The 26,421-nt window shown below is 72.4% G+C and carries 22 protein-coding genes; 4 read left to right on the plus strand and 18 right to left on the minus strand.

The window, feature by feature from the left end:
• Positions 1–27 precede the first annotated feature (27 nt).
• The 6 genes from H0H10_RS33845 to H0H10_RS33870 all read right to left on the minus strand — a co-directional run bounded on the left by H0H10_RS33845 (position 28) and on the right by H0H10_RS33870 (position 5,663).
• Positions 28–609 (minus strand): sugar kinase, encoded by a 582-nt coding sequence (locus tag H0H10_RS33845; RefSeq protein ID WP_188185008.1) that lies wholly within the window; start codon positions 607–609, stop codon positions 28–30.
• Positions 606–1,754, minus strand: a complete 1,149-nt coding sequence (locus tag H0H10_RS33850; protein WP_188185009.1) for an ROK family glucokinase — start codon at positions 1,752–1,754, stop codon at positions 606–608. The genes H0H10_RS33845 and H0H10_RS33850 overlap by 4 nt, the downstream gene beginning before the upstream one ends.
• 141 nt (positions 1,755–1,895) lie before the next feature.
• Positions 1,896–2,687, minus strand: a complete 792-nt coding sequence (locus H0H10_RS33855) for an ATP-binding cassette domain-containing protein (protein WP_188185010.1) — start codon at positions 2,685–2,687, stop codon at positions 1,896–1,898.
• A complete protein-coding gene (locus tag H0H10_RS33860; RefSeq protein WP_188185011.1) occupies positions 2,684–3,724 on the minus strand; it encodes an ABC transporter permease in 1,041 nt (346 codons plus the stop codon). Before H0H10_RS33860 ends, H0H10_RS33855 begins: the two co-directional genes overlap by 4 nt.
• A complete protein-coding gene (locus H0H10_RS33865; RefSeq protein ID WP_188185012.1) occupies positions 3,721–4,725 on the minus strand; it encodes a sugar ABC transporter substrate-binding protein in 1,005 nt (334 codons plus the stop codon). The genes H0H10_RS33860 and H0H10_RS33865 overlap by 4 nt, the downstream gene beginning before the upstream one ends.
• Positions 4,726–4,925: 200 nt before the next feature.
• Positions 4,926–5,663, minus strand: coding sequence for a GntR family transcriptional regulator (locus H0H10_RS33870; RefSeq protein WP_188185031.1), 738 nt, complete (start codon positions 5,661–5,663; stop codon positions 4,926–4,928).
• 129 nt (positions 5,664–5,792) lie between these two features.
• On the opposite strand from H0H10_RS33870, the gene H0H10_RS33875 reads away from it, so the two are divergent.
• A complete protein-coding gene (locus H0H10_RS33875) occupies positions 5,793–6,815 on the plus strand; it encodes a Gfo/Idh/MocA family protein (protein ID WP_188185013.1) in 1,023 nt (340 codons plus the stop codon).
• An 88-nt stretch (positions 6,816–6,903) separates the two neighbouring features.
• Here the strand turns inward: H0H10_RS33875 and H0H10_RS33880 are convergent, their stop codons facing one another.
• The 3 genes from H0H10_RS33880 to H0H10_RS33890 all read right to left on the minus strand — a co-directional run bounded on the left by H0H10_RS33880 (position 6,904) and on the right by H0H10_RS33890 (position 9,404).
• Positions 6,904–7,584 carry a response regulator transcription factor gene (locus H0H10_RS33880; RefSeq protein WP_188185014.1) on the minus strand — a complete coding sequence of 227 codons (681 nt, stop codon included), beginning with the start codon at positions 7,582–7,584 and terminating at the stop codon, positions 6,904–6,906.
• 82 nt (positions 7,585–7,666) lie between these two features.
• Positions 7,667–8,470, minus strand: coding sequence for an AfsR/SARP family transcriptional regulator (locus tag H0H10_RS41015; protein ID WP_188185015.1), 804 nt, complete (start codon positions 8,468–8,470; stop codon positions 7,667–7,669).
• 109 nt (positions 8,471–8,579) lie between these two features.
• Complete coding sequence (locus H0H10_RS33890; protein WP_188185016.1) at positions 8,580–9,404, minus strand: thioesterase II family protein; 825 nt, start codon at positions 9,402–9,404, stop codon at positions 8,580–8,582.
• Between the two features lie 304 nt (positions 9,405–9,708).
• Between H0H10_RS33890 and H0H10_RS33895 the strand changes: the two genes are divergently transcribed.
• The gene (locus tag H0H10_RS33895; protein WP_188185017.1) at positions 9,709–10,377 is read left to right on the plus strand and encodes a ScbR family autoregulator-binding transcription factor; all 669 of its coding nucleotides are present in this window, start codon (positions 9,709–9,711) and stop codon (positions 10,375–10,377) included.
• Positions 10,378–10,579: 202 nt separating this feature from the next.
• Here the strand turns inward: H0H10_RS33895 and H0H10_RS33900 are convergent, their stop codons facing one another.
• The 3 genes from H0H10_RS33900 to H0H10_RS33910 form a co-directional block, all read right to left on the minus strand.
• The gene (locus H0H10_RS33900; RefSeq protein ID WP_188185018.1) at positions 10,580–10,864 is read right to left on the minus strand and encodes an acyl-CoA carboxylase epsilon subunit; all 285 of its coding nucleotides are present in this window, start codon (positions 10,862–10,864) and stop codon (positions 10,580–10,582) included.
• Between the two features lie 32 nt (positions 10,865–10,896).
• The gene (locus H0H10_RS33905) at positions 10,897–12,486 is read right to left on the minus strand and encodes an acyl-CoA carboxylase subunit beta (RefSeq protein ID WP_188185019.1); all 1,590 of its coding nucleotides are present in this window, start codon (positions 12,484–12,486) and stop codon (positions 10,897–10,899) included.
• Positions 12,487–12,695: 209 nt separating this feature from the next.
• Positions 12,696–13,541, minus strand: a complete 846-nt coding sequence (locus H0H10_RS33910; RefSeq protein WP_188185020.1) for an NAD(P)H-binding protein — start codon at positions 13,539–13,541, stop codon at positions 12,696–12,698.
• Between the two features lie 143 nt (positions 13,542–13,684).
• On the opposite strand from H0H10_RS33910, the gene H0H10_RS33915 reads away from it, so the two are divergent.
• On the plus strand, positions 13,685–14,452 hold the full coding sequence (locus tag H0H10_RS33915; RefSeq protein ID WP_188185021.1) for an SDR family oxidoreductase: 768 nt from the start codon (positions 13,685–13,687) through the stop codon (positions 14,450–14,452).
• 233 nt (positions 14,453–14,685) lie between these two features.
• On the opposite strand, the gene H0H10_RS33920 is transcribed toward H0H10_RS33915, so the two are convergent.
• The 6 genes from H0H10_RS33920 to H0H10_RS33945 all read right to left on the minus strand — a co-directional run bounded on the left by H0H10_RS33920 (position 14,686) and on the right by H0H10_RS33945 (position 24,308).
• Positions 14,686–16,320, minus strand: coding sequence for an FAD-binding oxidoreductase (locus H0H10_RS33920; protein ID WP_188185022.1), 1,635 nt, complete (start codon positions 16,318–16,320; stop codon positions 14,686–14,688).
• A 261-nt stretch (positions 16,321–16,581) separates the two neighbouring features.
• Positions 16,582–18,390, minus strand: coding sequence for an AfsR/SARP family transcriptional regulator (locus tag H0H10_RS40325; RefSeq protein ID WP_223180855.1), 1,809 nt, complete (start codon positions 18,388–18,390; stop codon positions 16,582–16,584).
• A gap of 338 nt (positions 18,391–18,728) precedes the next feature.
• Positions 18,729–20,294, minus strand: coding sequence for an aspartate aminotransferase family protein (locus H0H10_RS33930; protein WP_188185023.1), 1,566 nt, complete (start codon positions 20,292–20,294; stop codon positions 18,729–18,731).
• An 11-nt stretch (positions 20,295–20,305) separates the two neighbouring features.
• Positions 20,306–21,967 (minus strand): MFS transporter, encoded by a 1,662-nt coding sequence (locus H0H10_RS33935; protein WP_188185024.1) that lies wholly within the window; start codon positions 21,965–21,967, stop codon positions 20,306–20,308.
• 112 nt (positions 21,968–22,079) lie between these two features.
• A complete protein-coding gene (locus H0H10_RS33940; RefSeq protein ID WP_188185025.1) occupies positions 22,080–22,973 on the minus strand; it encodes an alpha/beta fold hydrolase in 894 nt (297 codons plus the stop codon).
• Positions 22,974–22,988: 15 nt separating this feature from the next.
• Positions 22,989–24,308, minus strand: coding sequence for an FAD-dependent oxidoreductase (locus H0H10_RS33945; RefSeq protein WP_188185026.1), 1,320 nt, complete (start codon positions 24,306–24,308; stop codon positions 22,989–22,991).
• Positions 24,309–24,660: 352 nt separating this feature from the next.
• On the opposite strand from H0H10_RS33945, the gene H0H10_RS33950 reads away from it, so the two are divergent.
• On the plus strand, positions 24,661–26,421 hold a 1,761-nt coding region (locus H0H10_RS33950; RefSeq protein WP_306420990.1), incomplete at its 3' end, for a type I polyketide synthase.

Below are 26,421 nucleotides of genomic sequence, written 5' to 3' on the forward strand. Positions count from 1 at the left end.
TCCGGGCACCGGCGGCCCCCGCGACGGTCAGGGCACCGTGCGCGAGACGACGTACACCATCGGGTAGTCCGGGTCGTTCATGTCGACGACGATGTCCCGCGTGGGCGCCGGGTTCTTCTGCTCGTGGACCAGGCCCCACCAGGGACCGGGCCCGCCGAGGTCCCAGCCGGTGACCCGCTGGTCGCGGTCGCTGATGGCGATCTTGTCGCGCTTCAGGTCGTCCCGGCCGACGCCCACGCCGGCCAGGAAGGCGTCCAGACCGGCGGCGGTGGTCTCGAACTGGACGTAGAGGCGGCTGGTCTTCCAGTTGTTCGTCTCGTAGTACGCGACCTCTTCGGACGGTATCGGGACGGGCACCTCGTAGATGCGCCGCTGGAGCTTGGAGGGCCAGCCCCGGGTCAGTCCGGTCGCCGCGTACTTCGCCTCCTTGTCCCTGCCGCTGTCGCGGCTCTGGTTGGCGGAGATCACCAGGTAGCCGGCCGGGACGCCGATCAGCAGCACGATGATGATCAGCGTCAGCGTCCGGCGGCGGATCATGTGGCGGCGGTCCTCGGCGGGGCGGCCGGGGCGGTCCGGGAGGCCGGCCTGGTGCGGCAAGGAGTCCGTCACAGCGACTCCCGGGCCGTGCGGCGGGCCTCCGCGTACCGCTCGTAGCGCTCGTAGCGCTCCACCCGGCGCCGCTTGGCGCGGCGGAACCGGCGGGCGACGAGCCGGGCCAGGTCGGCGGCGCCCACCATGCCGGCCTCGGGGCCGAGCTGGGCGCGGACGATACGGGCCTCGGGACGGTAGCCGCGGCCGGTGAGCTGGCGTTTGAAGGCGTCCCGCGCGGGGCCGATCAGCAGGTCGTCGGCCGCGCTGACCCCGCCGCCGATGACGAAGCAGGACGGGTCGAGGGCGGCGGCGAGGTTCGCGATGCCGACGCCGAGCCACTGCCCGATGTCCTGCAGCAGCTCGATGCACATGGCGTCGCCCTCGCGGGCCAGCTCGGTGATCATCGGGCCGGTGATGTCGGAGACGTTGCCCTTGACGTGCTCGATGATCCCGTAGGCCACCGGCGAGTCGGCGGCGGCCAGCTCACGGGCCTCCCTGACGAGGGCGTTGCCGGAGCTGTACTGCTCCCAGCAGCCGCGGTTGCCGCACGGGCAGCGGTGTCCGCCGGGCACGACCTGCATGTGGCCGAACTCTCCGGCGACGCCGTACTTGCCGCGCTTGACCTGGCCGCCCTCCAGGATCGCGCCGCCGATCCCGGTGCCCAGCGTGATCATGACGAGGTGGTCCTCGCCGCGGCCGGCGCCGAAGCGCCACTCGGCCCAGGCGGCGGTGTTCGCGTCGTTGTCGACCAGGACGGGCACGGACAGCCGGCTGGAGATGCGGTCCCGCAGGGGTTCGTTGCGCCAGGACAGGTGGGGGGCGAACAGCACGCGGTTGCGGTCGGCGTCGACCCAGCCGGCCGCGCCGATGCCGACGGCGTGCACGTCGTGCCGGTCGGACAGGTCCAGGACCAGCTCGACGATCGTGTCCTCGACGACCTTGGGGCTCTTGGACTTGTCGGGGGTCTCCGTGCGGAGCTTCTCCAGGATGTTGCCGTCGGCGTCGACGACGCCCGCCATCACCTTCGTGCCGCCGATGTCGATGCCGACGGTCGGCACGCGGGGGGCCGTCAGGTGCGAGCGGCGTTCCCTCGTGCCCACGGTGCGCAGGACCGGGGCACGGCGGGAGCCGATGGGGGCGGTGAAGTCGCGGTAGGTGCTCATCGGGTGCGATTCTGCCGCACGGGTGCGGTCTGTGCGGTGCGGGGCAGCGGTGGGGTGGTGCGGATCATTGCCGGGTGCGGGTTGCGTCGTGGCTGGGCGCGCCCACGCGGCGGAGCCGCACATTTACACAGCCCCGCGCCCCTAGCCCCGCTGCAGTTCATGGCGTAGATCGTCCAGCTCATTCCCCCCGGCCATCTGGCGCGTCAGTTCGTCCAGGGTGATGGAGTCCCGTGTGTGGTTTCCCACCATCGTCCCCCTCTTGAGCAGCACGAATCGGTCGCCCACCAGGTACGCGTGATGCGGGTTGTGGGTGATCAAGACAACACCCAGGCCCTGGTCCCGTGCCGCCGCCACATACTTCAGGACCACACCCGACTGCTTCACGCCCAGTGCCGCCGTCGGCTCGTCCAGCACCAGCACCTTGGCGCCGAAGTACACCGCGCGTGCGATCGCCACGCACTGGCGTTCGCCGCCGGAGAGGGTGCCGATGGGCTGGTCGACGTCGCGCAGGTCGATGCCCATGCGCAGGAGTTCCGCGCGGGTGGTGCGGCGCATGAGGTCGACGTCCATGCGCTTGAACGGGCCGGCGCCCTTGCGGGGCTCGGAGCCGAGGAAGAAGTTGCGCCACACCGGCATGAGCGGGACGACGGCCAGGTCCTGGTAGACGGTGGCGATGCCCCGGTCCAGGGCCTCGCGCGGGGAGGACAGGCGGGTGTCCTCGCCGTCCAGGGCCAGCGTGCCGCCGTCGTGCTGGTGCAGTCCGGCGATGATCTTGATGAGGGTCGACTTGCCGGCGCCGTTGTCGCCGAGCACGCAGGTGATCTCGCCCGCGTGGACCTCCAGGGAGACGCCTTCGAGGGCGCGGACGTTGCCGTAGTGCTTGCTGACGCCGGACAGCTCCACGAGCGCCGTACGTGCTTCCGTCTCGGTCACTTGGTGGCCTCCGCGCGCTTGCGGACCCAGGCGTTGAGCAGGGTCGCGAGGAGCAGCATCGCTCCGAGGAAGAACTTGAACCAGTCCGGGTTCCACTCGGCGAAGACGATGCCCTTGCTGGTCATGCCGAAGATGAACGCGCCGACCGCCGAGCCGACGGCGCTGCCGTAGCCGCCGGTGATCAGGCAGCCGCCGATGACGGCGGCGATGATGTAGGTCAGCTCGTTGCCGACGCCCTCGCCGGACTGGACGACGTCGTAGGAGAAGAGCAGGTGCTGGCCGGCGATCCAGGCGCCGAACGCGACGCCCATGTAGAGGCCGATCTTGGTCTTGGTGACCGGGACGCCGACCGCGCGGGCCGCTTCCTGGTTGCCGCCGACCGCGAAGATCCAGTTGCCGGCGCGGGTGCGCAGCAGGATCCAGCTGGCGACGGCGACCAGGGCGAGCCACCACAGGATGGTGATCTTGAAGCCGACGCCGCCGACGGTGATCGTGGAGGCGAAGACGTCCCGGGCGGAGGGGAAGCCCTCCATGTCGGCGATCGTCTTGGTGGAGACGGTCCCGTCGATCAGCTTGGTGAAGCCGAGGTTCATGCCGGTCAGCATGAGGAAGGTGCCGAGCGTGATGATGAAGCTCGGCAGCTTCGTGCGGGTGAGCATGAAGCCGTTGAAGGCGCCGATGGCCAGGGTGACCAGCAGGGAGACGCCGACGCCCACCCAGACGTTGGCGGTCATCTGGTAGCTGAACATCGACGACACCAGCGCCGACGAGGTGACCATGACGCCGGCGGACAGGTCGAACTCGCCGCCGATCATGAGCAGGGCGACGGGGACGGCCATGATGCCGATCGTCGAGGAGGCGTACAGCACCGTGCTGATGCTGGAGGCGCGCAGGAAGCTGTCGGCGGCGAAGGCGAAGAAGACGAAGACGGCGATCGCGCCGACGACCGAGCCCAGCTCGGGGCGGCCCAGGAGCTTCCGCAGCGGAGAGGTCTGAAGAATCCTTTCGTCAGCGGTCGTCGCGTCCGTGGCGCTCATCGGGTGCCCCGCTTCGTGTAATCGGCCAGCGCGGCGGCGTCGTCCTTGGTGATGATCTGCGGGCCCGTGAGCACCGGCCGGCCGCCGCCGAGCACGTCGGCGTTGTACTTGTACAGCCACAGCAGGTCGACCGCCTCGTAGCCCTGGAGGTAGGGCTGCTGGTCGACGGCGAAGCCCAGCGTGCCGTCCTCCAGGCCCGCGGCCACCTTGGCGTTGAGGTCGAAGGTGTCGATCTCGGCCTTGCTGCCGGCGCCCCGCTTGGCCTTCACGGCGGTGTCGGCGTAGGGGGCGCCGAGGGTGACGACGGCGTCGAGGGTCTTGTCCGTCTGGAGCTTGGCCTCGATGGCGGACTGCACGTCCGGCATGCTGGTGCCGTTGACGTAGAGCCGCTCGGTCTTGCCGTCGAAGGTCTTCTCGACGCCGTCGCAGCGCTGCTCGTGGCCGACGTTGCCCTGCTCGTGCAGGACGCAGATCGCCTTCTTGCGGCCCCGCGCGTTCAGCTCCTCGCCGACCGCCTCGCCGGCGATGGTCTCGTCCTGGCCGATGTGGGTGAGCGCGCCGAACTCCTTGGACTCCTCGGAGCCGGAGTTCACCGTGATCACCGGGATGCCGGCCTTCTCGGCGCGGGCCACGGCGGCCTTCATGGCGTCCGGCTTGGCGAGCGTGACGATGATCCCGTCGACCTTCTTGTCGACCGCCGCGTCCACGAGCTGCGCCTGCTGCTGGGCCTCGTCGTCGTGGGAGTACAGGAAGTTGATGTTGTCCTTGACGGCGGCCTGCTCGGCGCCGCTCTGGACGATGTCCCAGAAGGTGTCGCCATCACCCGAGTGGGTGATCATCGCGAACGTCCAGCGGGGGGTGTTCACCGCCGCCTTCCCCTGGGCCGCCGCGGCCTTGCGGGCGTCCTCGGCGCGCTTGCCGCCGGTGCTGCTGCATCCGGCGAGGGACACCGACAGTGCTCCTGCCAGCGCGATGCCTACCCAGGTCCGAAACCGTGCCACGAGGCCGTGCCCTTCTTGCTGTCGTGCTGCGTCTTGCTGTGCGTTCTGTGGTGGTTCTGTCGTACGCAGGGGCCGGTGACCCCACCAACCCCAAACGCCCCATTGTCCGACACGGCAATCGATCATGTGGCGCCGGGGAGCGGGAGTCGGTCACATTGTCCGGACATTGCGACGAACGCGCACGACCGGGCCGGGCGCGGTCAGGACCGGACGAGCAGCTGGAACTCGAAGGAGTAACGGGACGGCCGGTAGGTGTGGGTGCCGAACTCCACGGCCCGCCCGGTGTCGTCGAACGTCGTGCGCTGCATGGTGAGCAGGGGCGCGCCCTCGTCCTCGCCGAGCCGCTCGGCCTCGTCCGCGGTGGCGGCGCGGGCGCCGATGGACTGGCGGGCGCTGTGCAGCGTGATCCCGGCGCCGCGCATCAGCCGGTACAGGCCGGTGGCCTCCAGTTGTTCCGTGTGCAGGTCGATCAGGCCGGGGGGCAGGAAGTTGCACAGGTACGCCATCGGCTCCCCGTGCGCCAGCCGCAGCCGCTCCACCCGGTGCACGTCGGCGCCCTCCTCCACGCCGAGGGCGGCGGCGACCTCGGCGGACGCGGGAACGACCGTGTTGACCAGGACCTTGGTGGCCGGGCGCTGGCCCGCCGCCTCCAGGTCGTCGTAGAGGCTGCTGAGCTCCAGGGGGCGCTTGACCTGGCTGTGCACGACCTGGGTGCCGACGCCGCGACGGCGTACGAGCAGGCCCTTGTCGACGAGCGACTGGATGGCCTGGCGGACCGTGGGCCGGGACAGTCCGAGCCGCGCGGCCAGCTCGATCTCGTTGCCCAGCAGGCTGCCGGGGGTCAGCGCTCCGTGCTCGATCGCCGCCTCCAGCTGCTGCGACAGCTGGAAGTACAGCGGCACCGGGCTGCTGCGGTCCACGCTGAGATCGAGGGACACGGTCGGGTCCGTTACTGGTTTCGGCACGGCCCGAGCGTAGCTCCGTGCGCTGTTGACGGGAAGTTGTGTAGTTCGGTTGTCCGGACATACGCATTGACAGGGTGCGGGCTGTGCACCCACTTTGTTTCCATGCGCATCGGGGTCATCGGTACGGGCCGTATCGGCACCGTTCACGCCAACACGCTCAGCCGCCACCGGGACGTGGGATCCCTGATCCTGACGGACGCGGACGTGACGCGGGCCCAGGAGCTGGCCCACCGGCTGGGCGAGACGGCGGCGCCGGGGGTGGACGAGATCTTCCGGTGGGGCGTGGACGCGGTGGTGATCACCACGGCGACGTCCGCGCACGCCGAGCTGATCGGCCGGGCGGCGCGCTCGGGGCTGCCGGTGTTCTGCGAGAAGCCCATCGCGCTGGACCTGCCCGGCACCTTGCAGGCGATCGCCGAGGTGGAGGCGGCGGGGACGATTCTGCAGATGGGGTTCCAGCGCCGCTTCGACAAGGGCTACACAGGGGCCCGCGAGGCGGTGCGGTCCGGGCGGCTCGGCCGGCTGCACACCGTCCGGGCGGTGACGAGCGACCAGGCGCCGCCGCCCGCCGCGTACCTGCCGCAGTCGGGCGGGCTGTACCGGGACACCCTGATCCACGACTTCGACATCGTGCGCTGGGTGACCGGGCGGGAGATCGTCGAGGTGTACGCCGCCGGCTCCGACGCCGGTCCGCCGATGTTCCGCGCCGCGGGCGACGTCGACACGGGAGCGGCGCTGCTCACCCTGGACGACGGCACGCTCGCCACGGCGACCGCGACGCGGCTGAACGGCGCGGGCTACGACGTCCGCATGGAGCTCGCCGGAGAACGGGACCAGATCGTCGTCGGTCTGGACGACCGTACGCCGATCGCGTCCACCGAGCCGACCGGGCCGCCCGCCGCGGACAAGCCCTGGACCGGGTTCGTGGAGCGGTTCGGGCCCTCCTACGAGGCGGAGCTGATCGCGTTCGTCGAGGTCGTGCGGGGCGAGCGCGCCAATCCGTGCGACGGGCGCGAGGCGCTGCAGGCGCTGCGCGTCGCCGAGGCGTGCGAGGTGTCCCGGCGGGACCGCAGGCCGGTACGGCTGGCGGAGATCCCGGGGGCCGCGGAGTCCTTGCCGGGGTGAGCGGGCGGCGGGGCTCCGCCCGGGCGGCCCGGCCTCTCCGGCGGCGGGTACGCGGCCCCCGCGCGCGGAGAGCGTGTGCGGGGTCCGTTCAGTGACCGTTCTCGCGGGACTCCTCCAGCAGCCCCGCGTCGTACGCCAGCAGGGCGATCTGCACCCGGTTGTTGAGGCCGAGCTTGGCCAGGACGCGCGAGACGTGGGTCTTGACGGTGGCGACGCTCATGAACAGCTCCGCCGCGATCTCGGCGTTGGCCAGGCCGCGGCCGACCGCGACGGCGACCTCGCGTTCGCGGTCGTTGAGGACGGCGATGCGCTCACGCGCACGCGTGCGCCGGGTGTCGGCGGTGGTCCCGGCGGCGTGCTCCATCAGCCGGCGGGTCACGGTGGGGGACAGCACGGGATCGCCGGCGGCGACCTTGCGCACCGCGTCGACGATCTCGGCGGGCGGGGTGTCCTTGAGGACGAATCCGGCGGCGCCCGCGCGCAGGGCCCTGAGCACCTGCTCGTCGGCGTGGAAGGTGGTGAGCACCACGACCTGCGGTGCGTCCGCGCGCCCCCGCAGCCGCTCGGTGGCCGTCAGGCCGTCCACCGTCGGCATCCGGATGTCCATGAGGACGACGTCCGGACGGGTGCGGTCGACCAGCGCCTCGGCCTCGTCGCCGTCGGCGGCCTCGCCGACGATCTCGATGTCGTCGGCACCGCCCATCATGAAGGACAGCCCGGCCCGCACCAGCGGGTCGTCGTCGACGAGGAGCACTCTGATCGCAGTCATGGGTCTTACGTAACCACGGCCGGCCGGCCGGGCGCCCGGAGCCCGTGACGAAAGCGGTGGGCGGACGGGGCGCGGGACCGGCTCACACGGCGAAGGACGCTTTCCACAGGGGTGCCACGGCGGGGCCGGGGCCGCGCGCGTGGAGCAATTCGGCCTGCAGGCGGCGGAGTTCGGGGGACGGCTCCAGGCCGAGTTCGGTGTCGAGGATGCGGTAGAGGTTCTGGTACGCCTCCAGGGCCTCGGCGCGCCGGCCGGCGCGGTGCAGCGCGGAGATCAGCTGGCCGTGGAACCACTCGTTGAGGGGGTAGTCGTGGACCAGGGTGCGCAGTTCGGGTATGGCCTCGCGGAGGCGGCCGAGCCGGTTCTCCGCCTCGATGCGCAGCTCCAGGGCGCGGATGCGCAGCTCGGTCAGGTAGACGACGCGTCCTTCGAGGATCTTGCCGGCGGACACGTTGGACAGGACGGGGCCGCGCCACAGGGCCAGGGCCGCGCACAGGTCATGGGCGGCCGCCTCGGGCCGGTCGTCCTCGAGCGCCGCCCTGGCCCGGGTGACGAGCCGTTCGAAGACGGTGATGTCCACGTCGTCCGGGTCCACCTCCAGCACGTAGCCCGGCGGGCGGGTGACGAGGAGCCGGCTGCCCCGTGAGGCCGGCCCGTGCTCGTCGAGCATCCGCCGCGCCTGGTGGACGTAGGTCTGTACGGTGGCGGGCGCGCTGCGGGGCGGCGTGTCGCCCCACAGTTCGCGCACCAGCGACTCCGCCGTGACGAGTTCGCCCGGCGGGGTGAGCAGCAGGGCGAGTGTCTGGCACACCTTGGGCGTGGTCGGGAGGTGCACGCTGCCGTCGTCGGCGACGATCTCGAACGGACCGATGAGGTTGAACCGCACGTCTCATGCTCCTGTCCTGGCGCACTGCCCCGTGGTGATGGGTGCGGACACCCGTACTGACCGGGCGGCCCCTGTCCGATTGTTCGCCGAGGCGCCCACTGAGGACCCATCAGGAGGGAACAGGACCGGCCTTCGCCGCGGCCGGCGGGCGGCCCGCACGGGGACCGGCCGGTGCGGGGACGAGGGCCGCCCTGACGATGTCGGCCACCTCGGCGGTGCACTGGTCGAGGTAGAAGTGGCCGCCCGGCAGCACGTGCAACTGGGCCCCTGCGGTGGTGTGTTCGCACCAGCCGACGGCGGCGTCGACGGGGACCACCGGGTCCCGGTCGCCGACGAGGACGGTCAGCGGCGCGTCGAGCGGCGGCCCGGGACGCCAGGTGTAGCCGCCGAGGGCCCGGTAGTCGGCGCGGAGCGGCGGCATCACCATCTCCAGCAGGTCGGGATCGTCGAACACGGCGCCCACCGTGCCGCCGAGGCGGCGGATCATCGCGAGGATCTTCTCGTCGGTGTCGAGCCGGTCGGTGTCGGCGCCCTGCGGGGTGGGCGAGAACCGGCCGGACAGGAAGAGGTGACGGGGGCCGGGGACACCGCGCCGGCCGAGCTCCCTGGCGAGTTCGTAGGCGAGGACCGCGCCCATGCTGTGGCCGAAGAACGCGTACGGGCGGGCCGGGCCGGCGGCCGTCGCCGGGACGAGTTCGCGCTCCGCCTCGTCGGCGAGGGCCTGGACGAGCCGGCCGATGTCGTCCACGGGCGGCTCGGAGCGGCGGTCCTGCCGTCCGGGGTACTGGACGGCGAGGACGTCGAAGTCCGGGGCCAGTTCCCGGTGGAGGCCGAGGTAGGCGCTGGCGGCGCCGCCGGCGTGCGGGAAGCAGACGAGGCGCACCCCGCCGCCGGGCGCCTCCGCGCCGAATCGCCGGAACCAGTCACTGGCCATGTCGTGCTCCCCTCACCGCTCTGTCACTCGTCCGGGTGGGGCTCACCCGGAGAGACCGGGGCCAGCCTCCGTCAGAAGGCTTGTGCGCCACATGAGATCGCTCGGTGTCCGGACCGGGCGGTGACCGGATGATGACCCGGGCATGACCGGTACGGCGGTTTCCGCTTCCGAGAGGCGGGATTTGTGCCCGTGAAGCCATCGGTTCAAGCCAGGGTCTCCGACAACTCACAAACCGCCGAAGCGGTTTCATATACTGGCGGTTCGGCCCCGTTCAGGCCCGACCACTGTGACCATGGAGCACGACATGACGAAACAGGAGCGGGCGGCCCGTACGCGTCACACGCTGATTCGTTCCGCCGCCGAGGTGTTCGACCAGGACGGCTTCGCGCCGTCCTCCCTCACGTCGATCAGCCGCCGCGCCGGCGTGAGCAACGGAGCGCTGCATTTCCACTTCGTCAACAAGGGCGCCCTGGCGGAGGAGGTCGAAGTCGAGGCGATGGCGATCCTGCGCGGCATCGCCGGCCCCTGGCGGAGCGCCGCGGAGGCGGACTCCAGCCTGCAGACACTGGTGGACACCTCGCACACGCTCGTGGCGCGGCTCCAGGAGGACACGATCCTGCGCGCGGGTTTCGGGCTGAGCGCGGACATCACCTGGAAGAGCCGCTGGGACCTGCGGCAGTACTGGGTGGACTGGGTCGGCGAGGGGCTGTCCGTCGCGGCCCGCCAGGGCGCGCTCGCCGAAGGTGTGCGGCCCGAGGACGCCAGGACGGTGATCGCCGCGGCCACCGTCGGCCTGGGGGCACTGGGCCGGGCGGACCCGCGGTGGTGGGACCGGCGTGTGTGCACCCGGCTGTGGCGGCTGGTCCTTCCCCGGCTGGCGGCGGACCACCTGGCCGGCCGCCTCCGCGCGGAAGGCGGTGACGCGCCTCCGGAGCGGGAGGTGCCGGGAACTCCGGCACCGGACCCGGTCTGACGCCTCGTCGTGTGCTGTGCGCCGCGCGGCGCACAGCACACGACGCACAGCACGCGCCACACAGCACACGCCACACAGCGCATGACGCACGCGGCACTCGGCACGCGGCAGCGGAGCCACACACCCGCCGGGGTGTGCGGCTCCGCTGCTGTGGTGGTGCCGGGCCCGTCGGCGGGGGGCGGCTCCCGGGCCCGGCGGTCCGTCAGGCCGCGTCGCGCCAGGTCGGCGCGTGGGCCGCGGCCCAGGACGTCGCCGCTCTGCGGCGGGTCGCCGACGGCAGCCAGCGCGCCCCGTCGCGGCGCCGGCCGCCGTCCTGCTCCCGCACCTCGCGGGCCGTCTCGTCCGCGCGGGCGGCCAGCACCGCGGAGAGGACCGCGGCCACCGCGGCCACCTCCTCGGGGGTGGGCGACCCGCCCGTGATGCGCCACACCTGGCCCGCGGCCCCGGCGTACAGGTCCGTCACCGCGCTCACCGCTCGTACCGCCATGGTTCCTCCTCCGGCCGGCCGGTCGTCCGGCGTCACTGGGGCTGGTTGCCGTGCTTGCGCGTGGGCAGCGGCGCGTGCTTGTCGCGCAGCATGGCCAGCGCGCCGATCAGCGCGGAACGGGTGTCGGCGGGGTCGATGACGTCGTCGACCAGGCCGCGCTCCGCGGCGTAGTAGGGGTGCATGAGTTCCCGGCGGTACTCCTCGATACGGGCCGCACGGGTGGCGTCCGGGTCGTCGGACGCGGCGATCTCCCGTCGGAACACCACGTTCGCCGCGCCCTCGGCGCCCATCACGGCGATCTCGTTGGTGGGCCAGGCCAGCGCGACGTCGGTGCCGATGGAGCGGGAGTCCATCACGATGTAGGCGCCGCCGTACGCCTTGCGCAGCACCAGGGAGATCCGCGGCACGGTGGCGTTGCAGTACGCGTAGAGCAGCTTCGCGCCGTGCCGGATGACGCCGCCGTGCTCCTGGTCGACGCCGGGCAGGAAGCCGGGCACGTCGACGAGGCTCACGAGCGGGATGTTGAAGGCGTCGCACATCTGGACGAAGCGTGCGGCCTTCTCCGAGGACTCGATGTCGAGGACGCCGGCCAGCGTCTGCGGCTGGTTGGCCACGATCCCGACGACCTGGCCGCCGAGCCGGGCGAGGGCGCAGATGATGTTGGGCGCCCAGCGCGCGTGCACCTCGAAGTAGTCGCCGTGGTCGACGATCTCCTCGATGACGGCGTGCATGTCGTAGGCCCGGTTCGGGTCGGCGGGGACGAGGTCGAGCAGCGACGCGTTGCGCCGGTCCGCGGGATCGTCGACCGGCTCGGACGGGGGCAGCTCGCGGTTGTTGGACGGCAGGTACGACAGCAGGTGGCGTACGTCCTCCAGGCAGTGCTCCTCGTCGTCGTACGCGAAGTGGGCGACGCCCGAGGTGGCGGCGTGGACGTCGGCGCCGCCCAGCCCGTCCTGGGTGATCTGCTCGCCGGTCACCGCCTGCACCACGTCGGGGCCGGTGATGAACATCTGCGAGGTGCCGCGCACCATGAAGACGAAGTCGGTGAGGGCCGGGGAGTAGGCGGCGCCGCCCGCGCAGGGGCCCATGATGACGCTGATCTGCGGGATGACCCCGGAGTTGCGCACATTGCGCTGGAAGATGCCGCCGTAGCCGGCGAGGGCGGTGACGCCCTCCTGGATGCGGGCGCCGGCGCCGTCGCACAGGCCGATGACGGGGGCACCGGCCTTCTCCGCCAGGTCCATCAGCTTGTGGATCTTCTGCGCGTGCGCCTCGCCGAGGGCGCCGCCGAAGATGCGGAAGTCATGGGCGTACGCGAAGACGGTGCGGCCGTCGACGCTGCCCCAGCCGGTCACCACGCCGTCGCTGTAGGGCCGCTTGGCCTCCAGGCCGAAGCCCGTGGCGCGGTGCCGGCGGAACGGCTCGGTCTCCGTGAACGTGCCCTTGTCGAACAGCAGCTCCAGCCGCTCGCGGACGGTGAGCTTGCCCTTCTTCTTCTGCGCCTCGGTGGCCTGTCGGCTGGGTCCGGTCAGCACCTGCTCGCGCAGTCCGGCCAGTTCCGCCACGCGCCCGGCCATCGTCACGGTCGGGGGGCCCGGCGGCTGTTCCTCAACGATGCTCATGCCTGTCCTTTCCGGATGCGAGGGAGGGTGGTTCTCGTCGACGCGCCGAGCGGCGCGGTACGCCGTGCGCCAGGCGCGGCACGACATACCTCTCATCCTGGGCAATTCCGATACAGGCCCGCTTGAGGCCGCCGTGAACCGCCGTGGGCCGGCCGCGTCCCGCCCGGTGAGCGCCGGGTGCCGGGCGGGGCGCGGCCGCTCCCGGCGCGTCAGGCGCGCCAGGCTCCGGCCGCCGCGGCGTCGGCGACGTAGGCGGCGAAGTCGCGCGGCTCCCGGCCGAGGGCCTCGCGGACGCCGTCCGAGACCTTCCGCTCGTAGCCCTGGGCGATGGGGTGCATGGCCGCGGCCCACATCTCGGCGTCCGGCTTGGGGACGCCCTGCTCCACCAGCTCGGCGACGAACTCGTCGGCCGTGAGCGGCGTGTAGCGGACCGTGCGGCCGGTGGCCCCCCGGATCAGGTCCAGGACCTCGGACAGGGGCACGGGCGCCGGCCCGGACAGCTCGTAGGTACGGCCCGCGTGGCCCTCCTCGGTGAGCGCGGCGACGGCGACGGCGGCGATGTCCTCGACGTCGATCCAGCTGGCGGCACCGTCCCCGGCGGGCAGTCGCAGCTCGCCGGAGAGCACGCCGTCGTTGAAGAAGCCCTCGCTGAAGTTCTGGGCGAACCACCCCGGCCGCAGCACCGTCCAGTCCGGGCCGCCGCCCTGGACGGCGGCCTCGCCGGCGAGGAAGTCCTCGCTGGTCTCGGTGGCGGAGCCGTAGTAGCCGGGGGTGTCCACCCCGCGCGCGGACAGCAGGACCAGGCGCTCCACACCGGCGCGGGCCGCCGCCTCGACGAACGCGCCGGTCCTGCGGGCGCCGTCGAGCTGGACGACGTACACCCCGCGGACGCCGTCGAGGGCCGGGCCCCAGGTGGACTCGTCCAGCCAGTCGAAGCGGTGCTCGGCGCTGCGGGACGCGGCGCGCACCGGCACGCCGCGCTCGGTGAGCTGCCGTACGACGCGGCTTCCGGTCTTTCCGGTGCCGCCGATCACGAGAACGGGTTCGAAGGTCATGGCCGGAGACTAAATCCGGAATCGTGCCCGCAGACCGGGCGGTGTGCCGGGAGTGGGCGGGCGGTGAGAGCACGGGAGGACGATCGCACTCGCGGCCCTGGCATCAGCGGTCGCCACGGTCGAGAGAATCGGGAGTTTCCTGCATGACAGCCCTCACGAACAAGACGGCATTGGTCACGGGCGGAAGCCGGGGCATCGGGCGCGCCATCGCCAAGCGGCTGGCGAAGGAGGGCGCGCTGGTCGCGCTGACCTACTCGAGCGACGAGGCCGCCGCCAAGGAGACGGTGACCTCGATCGAGGCCGCCGGTGGCCGCGCGTTCGCCTTCCGCGCGCAGCTCGGCGTCCCGGGTGACGCCGAGGCCCTGTGGCAGGAGTTCGACGCGCGCATCGGTCAGCACTCCGACAGGCCGGGCCTGGACATCCTGGTGAACAACGCGGGCATCGCCGGCCCGGGCCTCATCCACGAGGTCTCCGAGGAGGACTACGACCGGGTGTTCGCGGTCAACGCCAAGGCCCCGTTCTTCATCATCCAGAAGGGCCTGGAGCGACTGCGTGACGGCGGCCGCATCGTCAACATCTCCTCCGGTGTCACCAAGGTGGCCTTCCCCGGCATGACCTCCTACGCGGCCACCAAGGGCGCCCTGGAGGTGCTGACGCTGACGCTGGCCCAGACGCTGGGCTCGCGCGGCATCACCGTCAACGCGGTGTCGCCGGGCACCATCGAGACCGACATCCACCCGTGGATGGCCGACCCGGACGCCAAGGCCCACGCCGCCGGCTTCTCCGTCTTCAACCGTGTCGGCCAGCCCGAGGACGTCGCCGACGTGGTCTCCTTCCTGGCCTCGGACGACGCCCGCTGGGTCACCGGCCAGAACATCGACGCGAGCGGAGGTTCCGGCCTGGGCATCTGACGATTCGACCACGAGGGGTCTTCTTCCGTTCCGCACACGGAAACCCGCCGCCTCCTCCCCGCCCAGGGGAGGAGGCGGCTCCCTTGTGTGCCCTGCCGCTTGTCCCCCGGCCGCATGTGCGCCCGGCCGCCCTTGTGTGTCGTCGGGGAAACGACGGAGCGGGCCTCCGGTCGCCGAGGGTTCGCCTCGTCGTCCGAAGGCCCGCTCGTTCGGCCGGGGCCGTGGGCAGGGCCTCAGGGCCTGATGCTGAGCGCGTGCCGGAACAGGTTGTTCGGGTCCCAGGTGCGCTTCGCCGCCTGGAGGCGGGCGTAGCCGTCCTTGAAGTAGAGCGTGCCCCAGTCGATGCCCGAGGTGTTCAGCGCGGGGTCGGCGAGGTCGGAGTCGGCGTAGTTGATGAACGCGCCGTCGTTGACGCCCCCGGGGCGCGGAACGCCGCCGGTGGCGGCGTGCACGTCGCGGTAGAACTCCCGCACCCAGGCGATGTTCTGGGCGTCCTCGGCCTGGGTGGCCCACAGGTCGATGAAGAGCATCTTGATGATGGAGTCGCGCTGGGCGGTGGCCGTGGCGTTCGACGCGAGCTGGTTGGCCCGCGCGCCGTAGCCCGCGATCTCCACGAGGGCGGCCGGGTTGTCGTAGTCGGTGCGGTTCAGGTGCTTCCAGAACGCCTGGAGCTGGGCCGCGGGGAACGGCTTGCGCAGATAGGCGGACTTGGCCTTGAAACGGCCCTTGCCCTCGAAGCCGCTGCCGCCGAGACCCGGCCAGTTGAGCACGTTGTACAGCCAGTCGACGCGCTTGCGGGTGTCGACGCGGTACGTCAGTCCCGTGCCCGCGACGATCGCCGCGAGGTAGTCGTCGAGCAGCCGGTCGGCGTCCGGCACGGCCGAGTCGATCTGCGTGGTCAGCAGGAACTCGCCGGCCGAGCGGTGCCGCGGCTTCAGGGCGCTGAACAGCTTCGCGTACGGGGAGGTCGGCGACTGGTTCACCGCGTGCCACACCGAGAAGTTGCTGAGCAGACGGGTGAACGCCGCCTCCGTCATGCCGGTCCAGGAGAAGGCGACCTCGGAGAGGATCAGCTCCCGGGGCGCCTTGGGCAGGAGGGCGGCCGGCGTGGTGCCGGTCGCGCCCGGGGTGCGGAACCAGTAGCGCGTGACGATGCCGTAGCTGCCGCCGCCCGCGCCGGTGTGGGCCCACCACAGCTCGCGGTTCGGGTCGTCCTGTGCGCAGGTCGCGACGATCTTGCGGGCCCTGCGGTCGGCGCCGACGACCACGATCTCGACGGCGTGCAGGTGGTCGACGGTGATGCCGTGCGAACGGGCCAGCGGGCCGTAGCCGCCGCCGGCGACGTGGCCGCCCACGGCGACGGACGGGCAGGTGCCGCCCGGCAGGGTGACGCCCCAGCCGTTGTACAGGGTCTCGTAGACGTTGCCGAGCCGGGCGCCCGGCTCCACGGCGAACGCGCGGCGCGTCGAGTCGTAGCCGATGGCCGTCATGGCGGAGACGTCGATGAGGACGCGTATGTCGGGGTTGCTGGTGAAGTCCTCGTAGCAGTGCCCGGCGCTGCGCACGGTGAAGCGCAACCCCTGGTCGAGGGTCTCCTGGACGGCCTGGACGACCTGGTCGGCCGTGCTGGCGACGAGGACGTAGGCGGGCGTGCCCACCCAGCGGCCGTTGGCGCCGGTGACGAGCGGGGCGTAGCGCGGGTCGTCGGGTGTGACCTTGACGAGCGTGTCGCCGGCGACGGCCTCGGCCGCCGTCGGTGTGGCGGCGTACGACTCGCCCGCCCAGCCGCCGAGGGCCGGGAGAGCGAGGGCTGCGCCGCCGGCCACCGCGCTGTTTCGCAGGAACACCCGGCGGGACAGTCGGGTCATGTCGGTGTACCTCCGTGAGGATGTGCTGTCCGGGAATTGCGGATATCGCTGTGGGGGTGTGGGTTCGAACCGCATGGGCACAGAACTCGACAACCACAGCCGTTCCTCACGCGGAGGTGGCGTGGGTTCATGACGTTCAGCCCCAATGGCGCCGAACGTTATCGGCCAGTTCGCACCGTCAGGTAACCCATGGCCAATTCCGTTTGTGTCGGTGGGCCGCCGGTGCCGCGGCACCGGCCGGTCCGGCGGTCCGGGGGTGGCTCAGACGGCGCGTGCCCGCCGGGCCGAGCGGCTGTGGGCGAGCACGTCGACGGCGCGCCAGGCGCGCGGCTGCCCCTCCACGGGCGTGTAGTCGACGGCCGACGCGGTGGCCGCGCGGGTGGCGTCGCAGACCTGGATGGCCCCGGCGGGGGCGGTGCTCAGCAGCCCCTGGCACAGGTCCAGAAGGGCTCCGTTGACAGAAGGGGGTACGGCCTGCCCCGGCCGGAAGCGGACGAGCGCCTGGCCGGTGGCGACGGAGGCGTGCAGGACGACGCCCCGGCGCGGCTGCGGACGGCGCGGGTTCACGCCGGCGGGCACGGCCGCGGCGAGCGTCTCGCGCAGCGCCGCGGCGGCGCGGACCGCTCGCAGGGCGGCGCTCTCGTCCTGTTCGGTACGGAACAGACCGAGGGTGACCGGGCCTATCGTGGCGACGGGCTCTCCGCCGAACCGCTCGATCTGCCCCCGGGCCGTGGCGCCGGCGCACTCCAGCAGCTCGTCCATGGCCTCTTCGGAGTACCCCGCCACGTTGGCGCCGGGCGCCGGTACGGGGATTCGGGTGCGGGCCAGCAGGACGCTCAGACGCTGGCGCTCCGTCACCAGCTGGGTGCCGGAGGCCTGCCCCGGGACCGGACGGCGCGCCGTGACCGTCCGGGCGGCCGGGACCGTGCGCGGCTGGGCGGAGCCCGTCAGCGGGCCGCGCGGCTGGGACAGGGCGCGGGACGGGACCGGCCGCGCGGCGACGGGGCGCTCGGCGGCCGGGGCGAGCGGGAGGCTGTTCACGCGGCTCTGCCACGCGGCGGCGCCGGGGACCGTCCCCTGGGCGCCCGCGAAGGAGCGGGTCGTGAGCGGGGCCGCGACGGGGGCGGCCGGGGCGCCGAGCCGGGCGGCAGGGACCGCCGTCCCGTCGTGGTTGCGGTCGCGCGCGGCGGACGGCACGGTGCCGAGCGGGCGATGCCCCTCCGTCCGCGCGTCGGCGCGTCCGCCGGCGGCCGCCGTGGCGCCCGGGCCGAGGGCCGCGCCGCCGAACACGGGGGTGTCCAGGAGGTCCAGGGCGGGGTCCTGGGCGAGGATCGCCTGCTGGAGGCGGCGCAGTTCGTGGCCGGGCTCCAGGCCGAGGTCCTCGATCAGGGTGGCCCTGATGCGGTTGTAGACGCCGAGGGCGTCGGCCTGCCTGCCGCACCGGTACAGGGCGAGCATCAGCTGCCCGGAGCTGCGCTCGCGCAGCGGCTCGGTCTCCACCGTGGCCTCGATCTCGCCGATGACGGCGTAGTGCTGGCCGCAGCGCAGCCGGGCCTCGAAGTAGTCCTCCATGACGTCGAGGCGGGCGTTCTGCACGGCGGTCAGCTCCGGCCACATGATGCCGATCTCGACGAGGTCGGCGAGGACCGGGCCGCGCCACAGCTCCAGCGCGCGGCACAGCAGGGCGAGGGCCTCGTCCGGGGCGTCCTCGGTCAGCTTGGCGCGGCCCTGCGTGACCCACCTGCGGAAGAGGTGCAGGTCGACCTGGTCCGGTTCGACGCGGATCATGTAGCCCGGTACGCGGGTGACGAGCTCCGCGGACGGGCCCCGGGCCGGGGCGTGCGTGCCGAGCAGGCCCCGCAGGCTCCAGACGGCGTTCTGCAGGATCTTGCGGGCGGTCGCGGGGGCGTTGTCGGCGCTCCACAGGGCCGACAGCAGCTGACTGGTGGGGACCACCTGGTTGGCCTGGAGCAGCAGGTAGCCCAGGGTCGCGCGCTGCTTCGTGCCCCCGAGGGGAACCGGTAGGTCGTCCGACGTGACTTCGAGCGGTCCCAGCATCCGAAAGCGCATGTCTCCCCCACGAGTCGAGCCAACCGACCTCTGCCAACTTGCCAAAAATTTACAAACCAGCAGCCCGGTTTGTCAAAGCCCTGACTCGTCGGCCACGCGGACCGGCCACCCGACAGGGACCGGAACCAGGGCCCCGCTTTCCTGACGGGACGACAAAACAGCAGACCAGAGGGCCCGGACGGGGGATTACCGGGCCCTCTGGAGTATCGCGATCCGCCTGGGGTGGCGGGTGACACAGGGAGCGATGATGTGGTTGTCGGATGCTGGATGCGGGGCCTGCGACCCTCAAATGAGACCGGATGGTCTGTTCTTCGGGGTCGCAGGCGCGCCACGGGCGGTCAGGCGACCGGGGCGAGGCTCCCGCCGTCGGTGTCGCGGATGATGGCGCACACGTCCCGCAGCGACGTCTCCAGCCGGCCGATCTCCTCGTCCGTCAGGTACACGGACGGCTCGAAGCGGAGGGTGTTGACGGCGCTCGACGTCGGGAAGACGCGGATCCGGTGCGCGCGCAGCATGTGTCCGGCGACGAAGTAGCCGAAGAACCCGCTCCGCGCCACCTGCCGCAGCGGCTCTGCCGCCGCCTCGGACTGGTCGTGGAACTCCAGCCCGACCATCAGTCCGCGCCCGCGGACGTCCTTGACGACCTCGGGGAACTCGTCCCGGACGGCCCGCAGCATGGCGAGCATCCGCTCCCCGCGCTCGGCGGCCGTCCGGTAGACGGCCCCGTCGCCGGCCTCCAGCAGCTCCAGCACCTTCAGCGCGACGAGGCAGGAGAAGCTGTCCTTGGCGAAGGTCGAGCTGTGGGCCAGCTCGAACTGCCCCCGGTACAGCGGCCGGCGCACCAGCATCACCGCGGCCTTGGCGATGCCGCCGCCGAGGCTCTTGGCGAGGGTGTAGTAGTCGCCCTTCAGGCCGAGCCGGGTGGCGGCCAGGAAGGTGCCGGTACGGCCCATGCCGGTCTGGATCTCGTCGATGACGAGAGGGATCCCGGTCTCGGCGCACACCTGCTGGACCTCCTGCGCGAACGCGGGGGTCAGCTCGTGGATGCCGCCCTCGCCGAGGACCGGCTCCAGCACGAAGGCCGTGAAGAGCGGGAAGTCCCGCTCGACGAGCTGGACCTCGCCGCCCTCGACCGTCAGGTCGAGCACCTTGGCCCGCTCCTCCTCGACGATCTTCCGCAGCGCGCCGGGCTGGTCGCGGGGCACGAACCTGGCCTGGGCGGCCAGCGCCCTGAACGGCAGCCGGTAGCCCTCGTTGTGGGTGAGCTGGACGCTGCCCGCGAGCTTGCCGTGGAAGCCGCCCTCGGGGACGAGGAACAGCGGCGGACGGGCGAACTGCGCCTCGTTGCGGCGGCGCACCTCGGCGGCCAGCTCCTCCACGGAGTCGGCCGAACCGGCCGGAAGGACGGCGGTGCCGTCGGCGACCCGCACGGTCACCTCCGTGATGTGCCCGTCGATCTCCTCGGCCAGCGCCGCCAGCCGCAGGCCGCGGTCGAGCTCGGCGTGCTTCATGGCCGCCTCGTTCGCCTCGGCGCCGCTGTTGGCGAAGATGGCGTAGTACGACTCGTCGTCGCCGCGCTCCCGCTGGACGATGCGGTTGAGCGCGGCCGCCACGTCGTTGGCGTACGGGTGGCGGGAGAACTGCGCGTGGACGGGGGTGCCGCCGTCGAGCAGTTCCTTGGCATAGGCGTTGATCTCGGGGTGGTTGTGCCCGAGCATCAGCGATCCGTAGCCGCCGACGAAGTCGGTGACGGGGACCTCCTCACCGTTCTCGCCGCGCCGGTAGAGGGTGTTGCGCTCGCCGCGGACGTACTCCGCGTCGAGGCCGCCGGAGGCGAGGACCGCGAGCAGGAACGGCTCGGCGTACTCGGAGCCCGCGGTGTGCGGGCCGGTGTTCTCGGTCATCCGACGTCCCCTCAGGCCCTGGTGGCGGTCTCTTCACGGGCGCCGGCGGGCGCCGCGTCACCGGCCTGCCCGGCGGTGTCGCCCGGAGCCCCGGTGACCTCGGGCGTGGCCTCTGCGGCCTCTGCGGCCTCTGCCGCCTCGGCACCGATCGCCGGGATCTTCCGGAGCAGGGTCAGGGCGACGAGGGCCGTCAGCACCGCGAGCCCGGCACTGACCCAGGCGGTCATGTGGTAGCCGGCGGTGAAGGCGTCCCGTGCGGCGGCGACGAGCTGGCCCGCCTGCTCGGCGGGGAGCGACTCGGCGGCGGCGGTGGCGCCGCCGACCGTGTCGCGGGCCGCCTCGGCGGCCTCGGCCGGGATGCCGGCCGGGGCGGAGTCGGCGACCTCGTCGCGGTAGACGGCGACGGCGACGCTTCCGGTCACCGCGATGCCCAGGGCCAGGCCCAGGTCGTAGGCGGTCTGCCCGGTCGCGGCGGCGGCACCGGCCTTCTCCGGCGGCGCCGAGCCGACGGCGAGGGCCGTGCCGAGGACGCTGATCGGGGCGACGCCGAACATGATGACCGCGAGGCCGATCGAGGCCGGTACGACACCGTCCCGGTCCCCGTCCGCGGCGACGGTCAGGGCGAAACCGGCAAGCGTGACGAGCAGTCCGGCGGCGATGACGTAGGCCGGGCGGATCCGCTTGGCGAGCACGGGCGTCAGCTGGGAGCCGACGATGAGACCCGCCGCGCCGGGCAGCAGCCACAGGCCGGCGGCCAGCGGGGTCAGTCCGCCCGCGACCAGCAGGTACTGGGGCACCAGGTACTCGACGCCGTTGAGCGCCATCATGCCGAACAGCAGCGTCAGCAGCGCACCGGTGAAGGCGCGGATGCGGAACAGGCGCATGTCGAGCAGCGGCGTCTCCAGGCTGTTCTGCCGGCGGACGAACACCACCGCGAGGACGACGCCGACGAGGATGGCCGCCAGGTTGACGGCGGACCAGCCGTACTCGGCGAACTTCTTGACGGCGTAGACGATCGGCAGCATCGCGGCGAGGAACAGCACGACGCTGGCGAAGTCGAGGCGCCCCGGGTTCGGGTCGCGGTACTCGGGCAGCAGTACGGGGGCCGCGAGCAGCGGCACCAGCATGACCGGCACGCCCATGAGGAACACCGAGCCCCACCACCAGAAGTCCAGCAGGACTCCGCCGATGACCGGGCCGATCGCGATGCCGACCGAGAGGGAGGTGACCCACATGGCGATCGCCGTGGCGCGCTGCTTGGCGTCGGCGAACATGTGGCTGATGAGGGACAGGGTGGACGGCAGCACGGCCGCGCCGGCCACGCCGAGCAGACCGCGGGCGACGATGAGCATCTCCGGGCTGGTCGCGTACGCCGCGAGCAGCGAGGAGAGGATGACGCCGATCGAGCCGAGGATCAGCAGCCGGCGCCGGCCGAGCCGGTCTCCGAGCGTGCCCATGACCACCAGGAAGGCGACGGTCATGAAGCCGTAGATGTCGGTGGTCCACAGCAGTTGGGAGCTGGTGGGCTGCAGGTCGGCCGCGAGGTAGGGGGTGGCCAGCCACAGCACGCCCAGGTCGGCCGTCATCAGCGTCACCGGGAGCAGCAGCACCAGCAGTCCGAACCATTCGCGCGGTCCGGCCCGCAACTCTGCGGGTGCGGTGTTGGAGGACATGGGTGAAGGGGTCCCTTCTAGTGCTCGGTGTTCTGTTGTCGGTTCTTCGGGAGGGTTCCGCCGGGGCGCCCGGACGGGGCGCCCCGGGGCGTGGGGGGTCGGTGTGCGCCGCTCAGCCGCGCCCGGACCGTGTCGCGGGCGGCACCGTCGTCGCGGGGTCCGACGTGCCGCGCGCCCGTACGCGGGCGATGATCTCGGCGGCGATCGTTCCGGGGTCCTGCTGCGGCTGCCAGTGCGAGGTCTCTTCCAGGGTCACGAGCCGGTAGGGGCCGGTGACGTGCTCGGCGGTCTTCTCGACCGCCAGTTCGCTGACGGCCGTGTCGGTGCGGCTGTAGACGAAGGTGGTCGGCACGGTGACCGGGCCGAAGCCGAACGGGTCGCCGAGGAGGTCGTTGGCGCGGTACCAGTTGAGGGCCGCGTCGAGCGTGCCAGGGCCGGTGTGGGTCCTGACGTACCGCTCGATCTGGGCGTCCGTGAGGACGCCTTCGCCGGCCTGTGTGAACCATGCGTGCAGCTGGGCGGCGCCGTCCGCGAGGAAGTGCTCGGCGGCGCCGTCCGACACGAGGAACTTCACGTACTCGGAGCTGCGCTGCTGCTCCTCGTCGACGCGGTAGGCGTACTGGTAGGCGTCCAGGTGCGGGATGGCGAGGGCGGTGAGGGTGTGCACCCGGTCGGGCCGCTTGGCCGCCAGGTACCAGGCGACGGCGGCCCCCCAGTCGTGCCCGACGACGTGGGCGCCGGTGACGCCGAGGCCGTCGAGGATGCCCAGCGCGTCGGCGGCCAGGTGCGGCAGCCGGTAGGCGTCGGTGCCGGCCGGGCGGGCGCCGGGCGAGTAGCCGCGCTGGTCGGGGGCGATGGTGCGCAGCCCGGCCGCGTGCAGCAGCGGCGCGGTCTCGGTCCAGGACTCCTTGTTGTGCGGGAAGCCGTGGAGCAGCAGGACCGGTTCGCCGTCGGGCGGTCCGTCGACGGTGACGTCGAAGACGAGGTCGTCCAGGGTGATCTGCATGGTGGTCTCCGCCCGTCAGTTCCGCGGTCCGGCGAGGGCGGCCTCGATCTCCGGGGTGTGCAGGACCGACGGCGGGTCGACCAGCCCGATGACGCGGGAGTAGGCGCGGGCCACGGCCGCGTCGCGGGTGGCGGCCTCCTGCACCTGGGCGATGAAGGCGTGGGCCTGCTGGACCTCCTCGGTCCGCTCGCCCTCGACCTCGGGGAAGCTCAGGTCGGCGCCGACGGCCATCTCCCAGCAGCCGTCGACCGCGTCCGTCGCCAGGTCGCGGAAGTAGGCGAGGGCGTCGGGACGGCGGGAGGCGGCGACGTGCCGCCGCAGCACGAGCGAGCCCATCGCGGCGACCGTCATGCCCTGTGCGTAGCTGGGGTTGAAGCTGCAGACGGCGTCGCCGATGACGAGCAGGCCGGCCGGGAAGTCCGTCATGCGCTGGTAGTGCCGGCGCAGGTTGGTGGGGAACTTGTAGGCGACCGGGTCGTCGAGCGGCTCGGAGACCTGGAGCACCTCGTGGATGTCCGGCGCGGCGAGGGACTTGATGAAGCCGAGGAAGCCCTCGGGGTCGGTCGGCGGGTGGTCGCCGAGGATGCCGTACGCGGTGACGATGGCGCGGCCGCCGTCGATCTTCTGGCAGATGGCGCCGCGCGGGATGCCGGCGGAGGCGACGGTGTTGATGGAGATGTTGCCCTCGAACGCCTCGTCGGGCACGCGGTAGTAGCGGGTGGTGTAGCCGAGGCCGATCTTGTGCTTCTCCTCGGGTACGGCCTCGTAGCCGAGCTCCTCCAGCCAGACGGAGGTGCGCGAGCCGCGGCCGGTGGCGTCGACGACGAGGTCGGCGTCGAGTACCTGCTCGGCGCCGTCCTTGCGGACGGTGACACCGGTGACCGTGCGGCCGTCCTCCGTGGTCCTCAGGCGCAGGATGTCGGCGTTCTCCAGGACGCCGACGCCGTCGAGGGCCAGCACCCGGTCGCGGACGTGCCGCTCCAGGAACGGGCGGCCGGAGGTGAGCGCGACCAGCCCGGACTCGACCTGGACCAGGCGCTTGCCGTTGATGATCCAGCGGACGTCGTCGGCGACGTCGCCGGTCTGGGCGCCGTCGGCGCGCATCTCCTCGGTGATCCCCGGGAAGTACTCCTCGGTGATCTGCTGGCCGCGGGCCAGCAGCCCGTGCAGGTGGTGGCCCTGCGGCAGGCCCCGGCGCAGGTCGTTCGGGCCCGTGAGCTCGTCGCGGTCCACGATGACCACCTCGGCGAAGGTCTCGGACAGCGCACGCGCGGCGAACAGGCCCGCCATGCTTCCGCCGAGCACTATCGCGCGGCCTTCCCGATCGTTGATCATGGCGATCGATCTCCTTGAATTCGCTGGGGATTCCCGGGGTGGGGCCACGACGAACTCGCTGAAGAAACGCCGTGACTTCATATCGCGTGAGCCCGCGGAAGAAGGTATCCGGCGACGTTCCACCGGCCGCCCACCGCGCGGCAACGCGCGGGTCATCGGCCTTTCCTGGCACGGGAGTTACCGCTGCGTGACTGTTCGTGAACCCTGACTCATTAGCCTTTCGAACATCAGCTTTCAAGGTTTCGTACAGAACTCGCGCAGCGAACTCCGGGCGCTTTCCGCCGTATGCGGGTGCCCGCGGAATTCTCGTCCGCCGGGGAGTTCACCGAGTGATCCGTGGAGCGATACAGCCATGAAAGGGCAGCCGAGCGTGGTGACGAGTGAGAACAATCCTGTAGCAGCCGGTGCTCCCACGGGGAAGGCCGCGAAGGCCGGCCCCGGGGAGCCGATCGCTGTCGTGGGACTGTCCTGCCGGTTCCCCGGTGCGGCGGGGCCGGCGGAGTTCTGGAGCCTCCTGCGTGAGGGCGCGAGCGCCGTCACGGACGTGCCTCCCGGCCGCTGGGACGAGCCCGCGGACGCCGCCCCGGGCACGCGCGAGGGCGCACGGCGCGGGGCGTTCCTGCCCGACGTGGACCACTTCGACGCGGGCTTCTTCGGCATCTCGCCGCGCGAGGCCGCCGCGATGGACCCGCAGCAGCGGCTGGTGCTGGAGCTGGCCTGGGAGGCGCTGGAGGACGCCGGGATCGTGCCGGCGACGCTGCGCGGCACCTCCACCGCGGTCTTCGTCGGCACGCTGCGCGACGACTACACGAACCTGCTGTACCAGTACGGCGCCGAGGCGGTCACGCAGCACACGATGACGGGCGTGAACCGCGGCGTCATCGCCAACCGCGTGTCGTACCACCTGGGCCTGCACGGGCCGAGCATGACGGTGGACGCCGCGCAGTCGTCGTCGCTCGTCGCGGTGCACCTGGCGTGCGAGAGCCTGCGCGCCGGGGAGTCGGCGACCGCCCTCGCGGCCGGTGTGAACCTCAACCTGCTGGCGGAGAACGCCATCACGGAGGAACGTTTCGGCGCACTGTCCCCGGACGGTGTGTCCTACACCTTCGACGCCCGCGCCAACGGCTTCGTGCCCGGCGAGGGCGGAGGCGTCGTCGTGCTCAAGCCGCTGTCCGCCGCCCTCGCGGACGGCGACCGGATCCACGGCGTCATCCGCGGCACCGCCGTCAACAACGACGGCACCACCGAGGGCCTGACGGTGCCCGGCCGGGACGCCCAGGAGCAGGTTCTGCGCCTGGCCCACGAGCGCGCCGCGCTGGGACCGGACGAGGCCGTCCAGTACGTGGAGCTGCACGGTACGGGGACGCCGGTCGGCGACCCGGTCGAGGCGGCGGCGCTCGGTGCCGCGCTCGGTGCGGGACGCGCGCCCGGGGACCCGCTGCGGGTGGGCTCCGTCAAGACGAACATCGGCCACCTGGAGGGCGCGGCGGGCATCGCGGGGCTGATCAAGACCCTGCTGAGCATCCGGCACCGGGAGCTGCCCGCGAGCCTCAACTTCGAGACCCCCAACCCCGCCATCCCGTTGGAGGAGCTGGGTCTGGCCGTGCAGCGCGAGCACACGGCCTGGCCGCACCCGGACCGTCCGCTGGTGGCGGGGGTCAGTTCCTTCGGCATGGGCGGCACCAACGCGCATGCCGTGGTGGCGGAGGCGCCTGCCGGGCAGGTGGCGGAGCCGCCCGCCGGCATCCCGGACGCCGGCGCGCAGGACGCTCCGCAGGCCCTGGCGTGGGTCGTCTCCGCGCGTTCGGAGGCCGCCCTGCGCGCCCAGGCCGGGCGCCTGGCGGCGTTCGCGGCGGACGAGGACGCCCCGCGGCCCGTGGACGTCGGCCACTCACTGGCCACGAGCCGTACGGTCTTCGCCGAGCGCGCGGTCGTCGTCGGCGGCGACCGGGAGGAGCTGGTGGCCGGTCTGCGGGCGCTCGCCGACGACCGGCCGTCGGGTGCGCTCGTGCGGGCGGCCGGTGACACGTCGGCGGAGGCCGGCGGCATCGCGTTCCTGTTCACCGGTCAGGGCGCGCAGCGCACCGGCATGGGCATGGAGCTCTACGACGCC

Origin of the sequence: Streptomyces griseicoloratus, assembly GCF_014534645.1 — a bacterium.
Lineage (GTDB): Bacteria > Actinomycetota > Actinomycetes > Streptomycetales > Streptomycetaceae > Streptomyces > Streptomyces griseicoloratus.

Coding starts and splice junctions, on each gene's coding strand:
- H0H10_RS33850 (WP_188185009.1), bottom strand. CDS start 1,754: ATGAGCACCTACCGCGACTTCACCGCCCCCATCGGCTCCCGCCGTGCC.
- H0H10_RS33860 (WP_188185011.1), bottom strand. CDS start 3,724: ATGAGCGCCACGGACGCGACGACCGCTGACGAAAGGATTCTTCAGACC.
- H0H10_RS33875 (WP_188185013.1), top strand. CDS start 5,793: ATGCGCATCGGGGTCATCGGTACGGGCCGTATCGGCACCGTTCACGCC.
- H0H10_RS33880 (WP_188185014.1), bottom strand. CDS start 7,584: ATGACTGCGATCAGAGTGCTCCTCGTCGACGACGACCCGCTGGTGCGG.
- H0H10_RS33890 (WP_188185016.1), bottom strand. CDS start 9,404: ATGGCCAGTGACTGGTTCCGGCGATTCGGCGCGGAGGCGCCCGGCGGC.
- H0H10_RS33895 (WP_188185017.1), top strand. CDS start 9,709: ATGACGAAACAGGAGCGGGCGGCCCGTACGCGTCACACGCTGATTCGT.
- H0H10_RS33900 (WP_188185018.1), bottom strand. CDS start 10,864: ATGGCGGTACGAGCGGTGAGCGCGGTGACGGACCTGTACGCCGGGGCC.
- H0H10_RS33905 (WP_188185019.1), bottom strand. CDS start 12,486: ATGAGCATCGTTGAGGAACAGCCGCCGGGCCCCCCGACCGTGACGATG.
- H0H10_RS33910 (WP_188185020.1), bottom strand. CDS start 13,541: ATGACCTTCGAACCCGTTCTCGTGATCGGCGGCACCGGAAAGACCGGA.
- H0H10_RS33915 (WP_188185021.1), top strand. CDS start 13,685: ATGACAGCCCTCACGAACAAGACGGCATTGGTCACGGGCGGAAGCCGG.
- H0H10_RS33920 (WP_188185022.1), bottom strand. CDS start 16,320: ATGACCCGACTGTCCCGCCGGGTGTTCCTGCGAAACAGCGCGGTGGCC.
- H0H10_RS40325 (WP_223180855.1), bottom strand. CDS start 18,390: ATGCGCTTTCGGATGCTGGGACCGCTCGAAGTCACGTCGGACGACCTA.
- H0H10_RS33930 (WP_188185023.1), bottom strand. CDS start 20,294: ATGACCGAGAACACCGGCCCGCACACCGCGGGCTCCGAGTACGCCGAG.
- H0H10_RS33935 (WP_188185024.1), bottom strand. CDS start 21,967: ATGTCCTCCAACACCGCACCCGCAGAGTTGCGGGCCGGACCGCGCGAA.
- H0H10_RS33940 (WP_188185025.1), bottom strand. CDS start 22,973: ATGCAGATCACCCTGGACGACCTCGTCTTCGACGTCACCGTCGACGGA.
- H0H10_RS33945 (WP_188185026.1), bottom strand. CDS start 24,308: ATGATCAACGATCGGGAAGGCCGCGCGATAGTGCTCGGCGGAAGCATG.